This is a genomic window from Sorangium sp. So ce124 (assembly GCF_051525235.1).
In the GTDB taxonomy this organism is placed as follows: Bacteria; Myxococcota_A; Polyangia; order Polyangiales; family Polyangiaceae; genus Sorangium; species Sorangium atrum.
The window spans coordinates 8585755-8598699 of record NZ_CP150312.1 but is presented as its reverse complement, the minus strand read 5'-3'; the positions used below and the strand labels follow the sequence as shown (position 1 = coordinate 8598699).

At 72.0% G+C, this 12945-nt stretch carries 10 protein-coding genes; 1 reads left to right on the top strand and 9 read right to left on the bottom strand.

Going from position 1 to position 12945, the window contains the following annotated elements:
- The first annotated feature begins 99 nt into the window (after positions 1 to 99).
- Positions 100 to 507 carry a RidA family protein gene (locus WMF19_RS32090; protein WP_437893859.1) on the top strand — a complete coding sequence of 136 codons (408 nt, stop codon included), beginning with the start codon at positions 100 to 102 and terminating at the stop codon, positions 505 to 507.
- Here the strand turns inward: WMF19_RS32090 and WMF19_RS32085 are convergent.
- The 9 genes from WMF19_RS32085 to WMF19_RS32045 all read right to left on the bottom strand — a co-directional run bounded on the left by WMF19_RS32085 (position 497) and on the right by WMF19_RS32045 (position 12908).
- Positions 497 to 2509: an ABC transporter ATP-binding protein gene (locus tag WMF19_RS32085; RefSeq protein WP_437893858.1), complete on the bottom strand. Its 2013-nt coding sequence runs from the start codon at positions 2507 to 2509 to the stop codon at positions 497 to 499. The genes WMF19_RS32090 and WMF19_RS32085 overlap by 11 nt on opposite strands.
- Positions 2506 to 4239 carry an ABC transporter ATP-binding protein gene (locus tag WMF19_RS32080; protein WP_437893857.1) on the bottom strand — a complete coding sequence of 578 codons (1734 nt, stop codon included), beginning with the start codon at positions 4237 to 4239 and terminating at the stop codon, positions 2506 to 2508. Before WMF19_RS32080 ends, WMF19_RS32085 begins: the two co-directional genes overlap by 4 nt.
- Positions 4233 to 4847, bottom strand: coding sequence for a TetR/AcrR family transcriptional regulator (locus WMF19_RS32075; RefSeq protein WP_437323680.1), 615 nt, complete (start codon positions 4845 to 4847; stop codon positions 4233 to 4235). Before WMF19_RS32075 ends, WMF19_RS32080 begins: the two co-directional genes overlap by 7 nt.
- A 101-nt stretch (positions 4848 to 4948) precedes the next feature.
- Positions 4949 to 5134, bottom strand: a complete 186-nt coding sequence (locus tag WMF19_RS32070) for a hypothetical protein (RefSeq protein WP_437901784.1) — start codon at positions 5132 to 5134, stop codon at positions 4949 to 4951.
- Between the two features lie 395 nt (positions 5135 to 5529).
- Positions 5530 to 6438, bottom strand: a complete 909-nt coding sequence (locus WMF19_RS32065) for an alpha/beta fold hydrolase (RefSeq protein ID WP_437893856.1) — start codon at positions 6436 to 6438, stop codon at positions 5530 to 5532.
- Between the two features lie 354 nt (positions 6439 to 6792).
- On the bottom strand, positions 6793 to 8448 hold the full coding sequence (locus tag WMF19_RS32060; RefSeq protein ID WP_437893855.1) for a hypothetical protein: 1656 nt from the start codon (positions 8446 to 8448) through the stop codon (positions 6793 to 6795).
- Between the two features lie 55 nt (positions 8449 to 8503).
- Positions 8504 to 9280 (bottom strand): hypothetical protein, encoded by a 777-nt coding sequence (locus WMF19_RS32055; protein ID WP_437893854.1) that lies wholly within the window; start codon positions 9278 to 9280, stop codon positions 8504 to 8506.
- A 140-nt stretch (positions 9281 to 9420) separates the two neighbouring features.
- A complete protein-coding gene (locus tag WMF19_RS32050) occupies positions 9421 to 11070 on the bottom strand; it encodes a hypothetical protein (RefSeq protein WP_437893853.1) in 1650 nt (549 codons plus the stop codon).
- Positions 11071 to 11318: 248 nt separating this feature from the next.
- Complete coding sequence (locus WMF19_RS32045; protein WP_437893852.1) at positions 11319 to 12908, bottom strand: hypothetical protein; 1590 nt, start codon at positions 12906 to 12908, stop codon at positions 11319 to 11321.
- Positions 12909 to 12945: the final 37 nt, after the last annotated feature.

Here is a 12945-nt window from a genome sequence, read left to right as displayed (position 1 = left end):
GGCGCCGTGGGTCTACCTGTCGCGGCGGGGCGGGTACATCTAACCAGCGCGCGGCGGGGCATTCCGCCCTGCGCGCAGGGAGAGGACGAAGGAGGCAGCATGGCCATCACCCTGGTGAACCCCAGCGGGTTACCGAAGATCGAGGCGTATCGACAGGTGGCGATCGCCACCGGGTCGAAGCTCGTGTTCATCGCAGGCCAGGTCGCCTGGGATGCCGACGCGAGGACGATAGGCAGGGGCGACTTCGCCGCTCAGGTCGAGCAGTGTTATCTCAACGTCGCCACCGCCCTGGCCGGGGTTGGCGGCTCCTTCAATGACGTGGCGAAGCTGACCATCTACGCCGTCGGCTGGACTCCCGACAAGATGCCGCTGCTGCTGGAGGGGATCGCTCGGGCGGCCGCGAAGCTGGGAGTCACCCCGGTGCCGCCAGGCACGCTGCTGGGGGTCAGCGCGCTCTCCGACCCCGAGCACCTTGTCGAAGTCGAGGCCACCGCGGTCATCGACTGAGCGCAGCAGAGTAGCCCGCGAGTTGCGCGCCGCTTCCGCCGTTGCCGGCGAGCTGGGTCTGGTACAACGCGTGGTAGTGGCCCCCTGCGGCGAGGAGCTCCGCATGCGTGCCGCGCTCGACGATGCGCCCTGCGTTCATCACGAGGAGCATGTCGGCGTCGCGGATCGTCGAAAGGCGATGCGCGATGACGAAGCTCGTGCGCTGGGCGCGCAAGGCGGCCATCGCGCGCTGGACGAGCACCTCGGTCCGGGTGTCGACCGAGGAGGTCGCCTCGTCGAGGATCAGGATCGCCGGGTTCGCGAGGAACGCGCGGGCGATCGTGATGAGCTGCTTCTCGCCGGCGCTCAGGTTGCCCGAGTCCTCGTTGATGACCGTATCGTAACCGGCGGGCAGGGCGCGCACGAAGCGGTCGACGTGCGCCGCGCGCGCGGCCTCCTGGATGTCGGCCTCGGTCGCGGCCGCGTTGCCGAAGGCGATATTGTCGCGGATCGTGCCAGAGAACAGCCATGTATCCTGCAGCACGATACCGAGCTTCGCGCGCAGCTCGCGGCGAGGCAGGCGCGCGATGTCGACGCCGTCGATCAGGATCCGACCGCCGTCGAGCTCGTAAAACCGCATCAAGAGGTTCACGAGCGTGGTCTTGCCGGCGCCGGTCGGGCCGACGATCGCGACCGTCTGGCCTGGCATGATCGTGAGATCGAGGTCCTCGATCAGGGGCTCGTCGGGCTTGTAGCGGAACGTGACGTGCTCGAACCGGACCTCGCCGCTGACCTTCGGCAGGGCCGCGGGCGGGGTGGCGTCGGGGGACTGTCCCTGTTCGTCGAGCAGCTCGAACACCCGCTCTGCGGAGGCAACGCCCGATTGCAGGACGTTCGTGACCGACGCGAGCTGGCCGAGCTGCTGAGAGAACTGGCGCGAGTACTGGATGAACGCTTGCACGCTGCCGAGCAGCATCGCGCCCGACGCGACGCGCAGGCCGCCGACGACGGCGATCGCGACGTAGGTCAGGTTCCCGACGAAATTGACCGCCGGCATGATGATGCTGGACATGAACTGCGCGCGGAAGCTGGTCTCGAACAGCTCCTGGTTCGTGGACTGGAAGCGCGCCTCGACGTCGCGGCGTCGCCCGAGCACGTTGACGAGCGAGTGGCCGGTGAACGCCTCCTCGATCTGGCCGTTGAGCACGCCGACCTGCGCCCACTGCGCGACGAATTTCGCCTGCGCGCGCTTCGCGACCGCCGCGGTGGTGAGCACCGAGAGCGGCACGGTGAAGAGCGTGATCACCGCGAGCACCGGCGAGATCACGACGAGCATGACGACGATGCCGATGAGCGTCAGCGCGCCGTTCATGATCTGCGTCAGCGTCTGCTGGAGGCCCTGCGCGACGTTGTCGATGTCGTTCGTGACGCGGCTCAAGAGCTCGCCGTGCGGGCGGCCGTCGAAGTAGGCGAGCGGCAAGATGGCGAGCTTGTCCTGCGCCTCGGTGCGGAGCTGCCGCACGGTGCTCTGCACGACCTTGTTGAGCAGGTAGCCCTGCAGCCAGGCGAACAGCGACGCGCCGGCGTAGAGCACCATCACGAGCAGGAGCAGCTCGGCGAGCTCGCGGAGCTGGATGCCGCGGCCGGGTACGACGTCCATGTGGCCCACGAGCTCGGCGAGCCGCGCCTGGCCGGAGCGCTGGAGCTCGGCGATGGCCTCGGCCTTCGTGGCGGCCGCCGGGAGGCGAGCGCCGATCACGCCGGAGAAGATGATGTCCGTCGCGTGGCCGAGCAGCTTCGGACCGGTCAGGCCGAGCCCCACGCTGAGCAGCGAGCAAGCAAGCACGACCGCGAGGCGCACGCGCTCGGGGGCGAGGCGGCCGAGGAGGCGCCGCGCGGAAGGCGCGAACTGCTTCGCCTTCTGGGGCGGCGCGGCCCCCATGCCAAAGGGGCCGCGCGGCAGGATCGGGGAGCGCGCCCCCGCGGGGGCGGCGGGAGGGGGACCAGCGTGACGCGCGCTCATGCGGCCACCGCCGTCTCGCGCTGCGAGGCCACGATCTCGGCGTACGTCGGGCACGACGCGAGCAGCTCGCCGTGCTTGCCCTGGCCGACGATCTCGCCGTTGTCGAGCACGAGGATCTGGTCCGCGTCGACGATGCTCGACACGCGCTGCGCGACGATGATCACCGTGGCGGCGCGCGTGCGCTCGGCGAGCGCGGCCCGCAGCCGGGCCTCGGTCGCGACGTCGAGCGCGGAGAAGGCGTCGTCGAACAGGAACACGCGCGGCCGGCGCAGCAGGGCGCGGGCGATCGACAGCCGCTGGCGCTGGCCGCCGGAGACGTTCGTGCCGCCCTGACCGATCGGCGAGTCGAGCCTTCGCGGCATCGCCTCGACGAAGTCGCGCGCTTGCGCGGCGGCGAGCGCCGCCCAGAGCTGCTCGTCGTTCGCCGCGGGGTCGCCGTAGCGCAGGTTCGAGGCCACCGTGCCGGAGAACAGGAAGGGTCGCTGCGGCACGAGCCCGATGCACGACCACACCGCGTCGAGAGCGAGCATGCGCGCGTCGACGCCGTCGAGCCGGACCTCGCCCCTCGTCGGATCGATGAGCCGCGCGATCAGGTCGAGCAGGGTGGTCTTGCCCGAGCCGGTGCTGCCGATGATCGCGGTGACCTGCCCGGGGCGCGCCACGAACGAGATGCCGCGCAGGACGGGCAGCTCGGCGCCCGGATAGCGGTACTCGACGTCTCGCAGCTCGACGAGGCCGGCCGGCTCGACGAGCGTCACGGGCTGGTCGGGAGCGCGCACGGACGGCTCGGTGTCCAGCACCTCGACGATGCGCTCCGCGCACGCGGCCGCGCGCGGCAGCATGACGGCCATGAACGTCACCATCATCACGGCCATCAGGATCTGCACCAGGTAGGCGAGGAAAGCGGTCATCGAGCCGATCGCGAGCGTGCCGTCCGCGATCCGGTGCGCGCCGAACCACAGGACGGCGACGCTCGAAGCGTTGAACACGAACATCACGGTCGGGAACATCAGCGCTTGCAGGCGCCCGATGTGCAGCGCGGTCTCGGTGAGGTCGCCGTTCGCGTGCTCGAAGCGCGCCGCCTCGGCGCGCTCGCGCACGAAGGCGCGGATCACGCGCACGCCGGTGATCTGCTCGCGCAGCACGCGGTTCACCGTGTCGATGAGGGGCTGCATCCGCCGGAACTGCGGCACCATCCGCGACATGATCGCGACGACGGCGCCCGCGAGCAGCGGCACCGCGATCGCGAGCAGCCAGGCGAGCGACTCGTCCTCGCGCAGCGCCATCACGATGCCGCCGACGCACATGATCGGCGAGAGGACGAGCATCGTACAGCCCATCATCACCACCATCTGCACCTGCTGGACGTCGTTGGTCGTGCGCGTGATGAGCGACGGCGCCCCGAACCGCGACAGCTCGCGCGCGGAGAACGCGCCGACGCGGTGGAACACCGCCGCGCGCAGGTCGCGACCGAAGCTCATCGCGGCGCGCGCGCCGGCGTAGTTCGCGGCGACCGAGCAGACGATCTGGACGCCGGTGATCGCGAGCATGATCGCGCCGAGCTCCAGGATCCGCGACGTATCACCGAGCGCGATGCCCTGATCGATGATGTCGGCGTTCAGGCTCGGCAGGTACAGCGAGGCGAGCGTCGCCACGAGCTGGAGCGCGACGACGAGCGCGAGCAAGCGCGCCTGCGGGCGCAGGAAACGGCCCAATAGCTGCCTCAGCAAGGCTCCTCCTCTTCGGGGCGGCGGCGGATACCATCGAGCAGGATCGCCACGACCTCCGCGGCGGTCAGGGGCATGCCGTCGGTGATCCGCGGGTGGGTGCCCGCGAACGTCATCATGCGCAGCAGCCGCGCTGCATACGCCGGATCGCAGCGCAGCTCGTCGCGCGACGCCTCGAACAGGCGCTCGAGCTGCACGTGAACCTGCTCATCCTGGCGCGGCGTCTGAGCGCACCCGGACTCGGGGCGTATGGGGGGCGGCATCGTCATGCCGAGCATCGATATGAGCTGCCAGATGCCCTCGACGCGGCGCTGCAGGATCTCGACCGCCTGGATCGAGCGATCGCGCAGCGGCGCCGCGAGATCGATGCGCTCCAGCTCTCGCAGCGTCGGCGTCGGATCGAACAGGGTCGCGATCGCGGCCTGGATCAGCGACTCCTTGTCGGGGAACACGCGGAACAACGTCCCCTCCGCGGTACCCGCAGCCATCGCGATCTGCGCCGTCGTCACGTTGCGGCCGTACAAGCGCAGCAGCGGGATCGTCGCGGCGATGATGCTCGCGCGACGCTCCTCCGGACGCAGGGGAGGAGCTCGCCGGCTAGGTGGTGCCATGCGTCCCGTGTACCGGAGTGAGCGCTCACTCGTCAAGAGTGAGCGCTCACTCATTCTGTCTGAGGACGGGATCTGGCCTTACTTCGCGGGCATCCTCCGGGTCACGGGCCGACGTGTTCCGTCCCTCGACGGCCAGCCGGCGCATCCGGCGCGCTGGCCTCGCCCTCGCCCGGCGCGCTGGCCTCGCCCTCGCCCGCCGTCCCCGCCGACTCCATCTGCTGCTCGACGACGAAGAGGACCCCATCAAGGGTGTACCCCGCGACCCGGTTGACGAGGCGGATCGCCACGTGGACGCCGGACACCCCCCCCCGGTGCCGGGGCGCCGCGGCCGGCCCCCCGCCTCGCCGGCGCGCAGCATCCGAACGGCGAAGAGCATCGACAGGGGGATGGCCGAGGCCACGATGAGCCCAGCGCGGAGATTGCCCGGGAAGGCACCGCTGCCGCGAGAAGCGCTGATGCTCGTAGGCTTGCCCATAAAGGGGTCGCGCAGCTCAGCCGAGAGGCCTCCGACGATGGATTCGTCGTTTCGTTCGGTAATGAACGGCATCAATAATCCGGGCACGTCGACCCAGGGGAGCCAAGTGCCGTAGAGGGCTTTCACAGCTTCCTTTGAGCTTGTATGGCGTCTGAACTCCATGTCTTCCTGCTTGCCGCCCCGCAGGGTTGCGGAGTGGAGGTGCCGCTACTGCAGGCCGAGCAAGAACTCCCGTATGCGGGCCGACACCACACCCCCTGCCTCGAGGAGCATCGCGTGGCCTGTGCGGGGCACGATCATCCACTGGGCACCCGGGATGAGGCGGCGCAGCGTGTCGAGATCGGCCCGCAAGGCCATCACGTCGCGTTCGGGCGCGATCACCAGGACCGGCACCCGCACATGGGGGAGGACGTCCGACGCGCGTGCCTCCATCAACGACCGTAGAGACGTCCAGTAAGCGCGGAGGTCCATGGTCCCGACGGCGCGGAGGAAATGCTCCAGCTCCTCCCGAGGCGCCTCGGGCCCGAAGACGCCCGCGGCCCGGCCCAGGGGGAAGAGGGCCCTGGACGCCGTGACGCGGCGCACGACCGGCGCAACGCGAGGGACGATGGGGGCCGCTGTCCGCAGCGCCACACGGAGGGCCGCGCGCGCGCCGGGGATCCGGAAGGCGGCGCTCGACGCGTAGGGGTGATCGGCGCCGCCGGCGATGAGCACCATCGCGCGCACGAGATCAGGGCGGCGGCGATAGAGATCGAGCAGCACTGTGACGCCCATGGAAAAGGCGATGTGCACCGGCGCGCCGGCGAACGTGCTGCGAGCACGGACCGCCTCCGTCACCCGTAGAAGGTCGTCTGCGTGGGTCCGAATGGCGTAGTCGCCCGAGCGCGCTATCTCGCTCTGCCCGTGACCCCGGTAGCTCCAGTGGACCAGGTGGGTCGTCATTGCGAGGGCGCTGACGAGGTGCTTCCAGAAGTTCTCCGTCGTGCTGAGGCCGCTCGTGAGGACGACGGGCGGTCGATCTCGCAGCTGCACCTCGCCGCCTGGGCGCTGGTGCGTGTGCCACGCGATGCGCGTCCCATCGCTTGCAACGATGTGCCGCAGAATCGAACCTTCCATGATGGGAACGGACGGTAGCATGCGCGACCTCGCGATCAGCGCTCGACAAGGTTAGCCTTCCACCTGCCGCCTGGCGTCCCAGGTCCGTGTCGCCGTGGTCGGACTGCCGTGCAGAGCAGCCTCGAGTACCGTAGTGTCCGCCGTGAGCCGTACGTTCCGGTCACTATCGCTGAGCGGCGCGGCCTCGCTGGCGCGTTCAGGCGTGTGCGCGCCCCGGGAAGCCCCGCGCACCGCGACGACGTCGGCGCGCCCGTCAAGTCATTGAAATTGTCGACCTATCCATTGTCCGCTGTCCGGCACCAGGGAAGAAGCCCAAGGTCGTCCGCGGTTGTGTTCCTCCGGTGGTCCCCCGGATCAGCGCGCGCCGGAGAGCCTCGCGATGAACCCCCGGGACTCGTTGTCGCTCTCGCTCCCGAGCGGCGCGTCGAGCCCGTCGAGGTGGAGCGCGCCCGTCACGGTGCCGGCGACGTAGACGGGCCCGCCGAGCGCCCCGTCCACCGCGACGACGCGGAGGGCGACGGTGCCGGCTCCTTCGACCTTGGCCGCGGAGATCAGGTTGCCCTGCGCGTCGAGCCGCATCAGGAACCCCGCCCGCTTCTGCGACGTCGTGAGGCTCCCGGCGCTCCCCAGCGGGATCTCGCCCGTGAACTCCCCCGTGACGTAGATCGCGCCCGCGCCGTCCACCGCCACGCCGGCCGCGACCTGGCTCTCCTTGTCGTCGCCGAAGCCGCGGCTCCACACGACGCCCTTCCTCGAGACGCGCGCGACGAAGAAGCTCTCCGTGTCCCCCGCGTCGGGCAACGCCGGGCAGCCGCCGCCGAAGTCGACGACCCCCCGGTACGAGCCGGCGATCACGACGTCGCCGCCCGGGAGCAGCGCGGCGCCGTGCTGCGCCACCTGCTGATCCCCCTCGAGGCTCAGCGTGGTCACGTCCACGAGAGCGCCGCTGATCGCCGCGTAGCGCGCGACGAAGACGTCGCGTTGCTCGGCGGCGAAGGGGGTGTCCCCGCCGAACGTGACCGCTCCGTCGAGCGACTCGTAGTCGCCCACGACCGTCACGAGGTTGCCGCTCGCCTTCGGGTTGACGGGGAGCGCCTTGACGGTCACGGCCGCCCGCGGCCCGAGGCGGTGTTGCCACTTGCACGCGCCGTCCGCCGGGTAGAGCGCGGCGAGCAGCGCCGACTCCGCCGGGACGCTCTTCAGCTCGCACGGGCCGAAGCTCCGGGCGGCGTCCGACACGTCGACGGCGAAGACGACCGCCTCGGAGCTCGCCGCCATGGCGCGCGCCGTGGTGTTGTGCTGCGCGTCGAGGCTCCACGCCCACCCGCAACGGCCGTTCGCGTCGAGCGCCGCGACGAAGCTCGTCGTGTAGCTGGTGGCGACCAGCGGAGGGCCGACGCGGCACGCGTCGAGGAGCCCACCGGGGAGATTGGTGGCCCCCGCGGCCTCCCCGGCCACGTAGGTGGCGCCGTTGCTCGCAGCCAGGTGCAGGCCCCAGACATCGTTCGCCGACAGCCCGTACCGGGAATCGTTGGTCCCGCCGGAGGTCCACTTCGCGACCGAGAAGCGAAACGCCCCGCTGTCGAGGACCTCCGTGATGACCGCCGTCAACGCGCCGTCCGACGCCGCGAGATCGCCGACGTCGAAGCCGAGCGTCGCTCCCCAGCTGGCCGACGGCTCGACGAGGGTCCCCTCGGCGTCGCTGCACAGCGGACCCCCGCCGCCGCTGCCCCCGCCGCCGCCCCCGCCATCGCCGCTGCTGCCTCCGCCGCCGCCATCGCCGCCTGCTCCCCCGGTGCCCGCACCACCGGCGCCCGTACCACCGGCGCCCGAGCCTCCCGTGCCAGGGCCCCCCGAGGAGGAGGAGGCCGAGGCGGCGTCCGCGCTGGACTCCGACGGAGCCAGCTCGCCGACCTCCAGCCCGATGAGCGCGTTGCAGCCTCCCGCCGCCGCGGCGAGCAGGCAGGCGCACGACACGACGGACCGGATGGCACGCGGTTCGGGTCTCATCGGGTCGGCTCTCCGTTGCGTGGCATCCTCGATCCGCCACCGAGGCAGCGCGGGCTCAATGGCATTCCCTGACGTAATTGGGAAAAGTGATGGTCGACTTGCAGGTGAGGTCGCAGGAGCCGAACGGGCCCCGGCTTCCGCACGCGACGTCGCTCAGGAACACGTTGTTCTTCGCGGTACAGACGAGCAGGCCAGTGCATTTGACCGCGTCGAACTCCGTCTCCTCCACGCCGCTGCAGTCGTAATCGAAGCTGCGTCCCGGAGGGATCGGCGTGTCATAGAAGGTGCTCGGCTGGTTCGGGTGGACCGAGGGGTTGTCGTCGTTGCAATCGTCGCCGCCCTCGCACGCGGTCGACAGATAGCCATCCCCGTCGGCGTCGCAGTCGACGGTGCCGCCGCTGGCGCTGGAGGTCGCCGGGCCGGCGCTGGTGCTGGAGGTCGTCGCGCCGCCGCCGGCGCCGGAGGTCGCCGGGCCGGCGCTCGCGCTGGAGGTCGCCGAGCCGCCGCCCGAGCCGGAGGTCGCCGGGCCGGCGCTCGCGCCGGAGGTCGCCGAGCCACCGCCCGAGCCCGCGGAGCTGCCGCCAGCGCCCGGCGCGTCGCCGCCGGCGCCCGTCGAGCCGTCGCCGTTCCCGCCGGCGCTGGAGGTCGCCGAGCCGCCGCCGGGGCCCGCCGCGCCCGAGGACGCGGCGGCGGTGCTCGCCGATTCCGTGGCGCCGCTCCCGTCGCCCGTGCCGGTGCTGGAGCGTTCCGTGAAGGTGGCGTCGGGGAATCCACAGCTGAGTCCGGCAGGAAGGGCCAGGCAGAACAGGAAGAGGCGGTGAAGCGAGCGCATCCTCTCATGGAAGCTGCCAGTCCCCCCTTCGTCAACCCGGGCCGGAATGCGCGCCGCTGCGGTCCGGTCGCAGGCTCCGTGTCGTCGTGCGGAAATGTCATGGACTGCTCGTGTGGTGCGCTGGCGTCCGCGCATGGCGCTCACGGCAACCCCTTCACCCGGGCGATGAACCCTTCGCCCGACGCAGGGCTGGAATGGTCGCTGGGGACGAGAGAGAACGTCTCCGTCAGCTCACCGCCGATGGTGAAGGGATCGCGGATCGTCGCGCCCGGCGCGACCGCCCACACGCCCACGGTGCCTGTCCCCGCGAACGCGGTCGCGGAGAGGACGTTGCCGCCGGGATTGAGCACGATCAGAAAGCTCTGCAGCTCGTCCGCCCCGGCCGTGAGGCTCTCGCCGTTCCCCAGGGCGATCTCGCCCTCGAGCGTCCCGGCGATGTAGATCGCGCCAGCTCCGTCCACCGCGAGACTGACGACCATCTGATCTCGCTTCTCGTCGCCGAACCCGCGGCTCCAGACCACTCCCTCCTTCGAGACGCGCGCGACGAACGAGTTCTCCGTGTCTCCCGTGGGAGGAAGGAGCGGGCAGTCGTCCTCGAAGCTGAAGGACGGCCCGGTGTAGGTCCCGGCGACCACGACGTCGCCGCCCGGGAGCAGCGCGGACCCGTGCCGCGCCGCCGCCTGGCTCCCGGCGGCGGTGAGCGGGATGAGGCCCGTCAGGGCGCCGTCATCGAGCCGGAAGCGCGCGACGAACAGGTCGCGATCCGGCGCGCGGGGCAGCGTTCTCCCCTGGATGGCGAGCGGCCCGTCCGGCGCATCGTAGTCGCCGACGACGAGCACCTCGCCGGTCTCCGGCGCGGCGATGACCTCCGCGACGTGCACGGCCGCGGAGGATCCGAGCGCGCGGCTCCACCGGCACCTGCCGCCTGCGTTGAAGGTCACGAGATCCGTGACCCCGCGCTGGTCGGCGGCCCCGAGGACGCAATCGTCGGTGGTCGCGCTCGTCGCCCGTGATCGCGAGACGGCGAAGGCGACCCGGTCGGCCGTCGCCGCGAGCCCGAGCGGGTGGGCGTTGGACTCGGCCTCCACGCTCCAGGCCCACCTGCACTTGCCCAGCGCGTCGAGCGCCAGCAGGAAGCTCGGCCTGCGGCCGGTGTCCGCGCCCGCGCTGGCGGTGCACCTGCCGCCGGACGCGAGCAAGGTGAGGGGAGCTTCCGACCAGGCGGCCACATAGGCGAGGTCCGAGACGACGGCCAGGTGCTCGGCCGAGACGCTGCCGAGCATGTCGCCGGTCGTCGTCCCGTACGCGCTATCGCGGACCCCGGACGCGCTCCACCTCGCGACCGAGAACCCCGTCCTGATCTTGGTGGGCTCGCTGGCGAGCTCCCGGCTCTCCTTGATCAGGGCCGTCACCTCGCCGTCTCGCGCCGTGAGGCCGACGACCGACAGGCCGGACAGCTTGCCCCACTCTCCCGAGGGTGCCCGGACGGCTCCCTCGCGGGTGTAGCTGCACAACGCCTCGTTCCCGCCGCCCGAGCCGCCCTCGCCGGCGCCGCCCTCGCCGGAGCCGCCCTCGCCGGCGCCGCCCTCGCCGGAGCCGCCCCCGCCGCGACCGCCTTCGCCTCCTGCGCCGCCGGCCGACACGCTCGAAGCGGTCGCGCCCGCGCCGCCCGTCGAGGAGTCGAGCTCGCCGACCTCGAGCCCGATGATCGCGTTGCAGCCCCCCGCGGCCGCGGTGATGAGCAGCCCGGCGCAGAACATGGGTCGAGTGCTCCTGAGATCGCGCTTCATCTCCCGTCTCCTGGTGGCGCGGCGCCGCCGCGGCCGTCAGCGAGAGCTCTCGCCTCGCTCGCCACCATCGACTTCATGGCGAGCGTCGCTCCAGGAGTCGAGAGGGTTCCGGCGCATCCCCCACCGAAAGGCGCGCTCTCCGCCGTCAGCCATCGGCCGGAGCGCGCGCCGCGGCGATCCGGTCGCGGCGGCCGACGCGGGGGGCGGGGCGTCGAGCGCTCACGGCCCGGCGCGCCGGACAGCGGGGATCACCGCGCGCCCGGGAGCTCGGCGATGAACCCGTGCCCCATCGCGTCGGTGAGCGGCGGGTCGCGCCCGATATCGAGGGTGCTGCCCAGCTCCCCGCCGAGATAGAGGGCGTCGCCAGGGGCCGGGCCGGGCGCGGCCGCCCACACGTAAGCGTCGCCCGTCCCCTTCAGCTCGGAGGCGGAGACGACGTTGCCGCGGGCGTCGAGCACGATCAGAAACCCGACCATCGGATCGGCGTCCGTCGCCGGAGCGACGAGCTTCCCGCCGTTCCCGAGGTCGATCTCGCCCTGGTAGTTCCCCGTCACGTAGATCAGGCCATCGGGGTCCGCCGCCACACTGGTGACCCACTGCCGATGCCCCGCGTCGCCGAACCCGCGGCCCCAGACCACGGAAGGGCCGGAGACGCGCATGACGAAGAAGTTCTCCATGTTCGGCGCGTCCTCGTCGGGCGCCGGCGGGCAGCCCTCGCCGAAATCGAGCGAGCCGGCGTAGGAGCCGACGATCACGACGTCGCCGCCCGGGAGCAGCGCGGCCCCGCGCTGATCCACGTCCTGACGCCCGGGCAGGGGGAACGCGTCGATGCCCTTGAGCGACCCCTCGGTCAGCGCGAAGCGCGCAACGAACACATCGCGATCCTGCGAGGGAGGGAGCAGCGCTCCCCCGACGACGTAGCCCTCCTCCCCCTCGTAGCGGCCGATCGCCAGCACCTCGCCGCGCGCCTCGTCGACGAGGAGCTCTCCGACGGTCACGGCCGGCGACGGGCCGATGGGCATCCCCCACAGGCAACCGCCCGCCGCCGGATCGAGCGCGGCCAGCCCCACGGACGTCTCCGCGCCGCCCATCGCGAGGGTGCACGTGCCGTCGTTCACGCTCGGCCCCTTCACCGAGGCGGCGATCACCACCGCGCCGGGCGCCGCCGCGAGGCCGAGCGGGGTGGAGGTGGCGCCGCCGTTCGGCGACCACGCCCACCGGCACTGGCCCTTCTCGTCGAGGGCAGCGAGGAAGCTCGGGTGAGAGAGCGCGCGCCCGGTGATGGCGCACCCGGTGGACGCGCCGGGCAGCTGGGGGCCGCTGCCCGACCACCCGGCCACATAGGCGAGCCCCTGGCCGATGGAGAGGTGCGTGGCCTTGATGTCGCCTTCCAGCAGATCGGTCGCCGTCAGCCCATACCCGGCATCGCGGGCGCCGCCGCGCGCCCACCGCGCGACGGAGATCGTGCCCTTCTCGTTGACGATGGCCGTCACCCCGTCGCCGTGCGCCGCGACGTCGGCGACGTCGAGCCCGAGGGTCGTGCCCCAGCGCGCCTGCGGCCCGCGGATCGCGCCTTCGCGATCCCCGCTGCAGAACGGCGCCTCGCCGCCGCCCCCGGCGCTGCCGCCAGCACCAGCGCCGCCGCCGTCGCCTCCGCCGCTGCCGCCCGCGCCAGCGCCGCCGCTGTCGCTGCCGCCGCCGCCCTCGGCCCCTCCGCCCGCGCCTGCGCCTGCGCCGCCCGTGCCGCCCGTCGATGCGTCCAGCTGGCCGACCTCGAGGCCGATGAGCGCGTTGCAGCCTCCCACGCCCGCCGCGACGAGCAGGACGGCGGAGAACAAGGCTCGGACGCTCCTCTGATCGCGCTTCACCACCCGG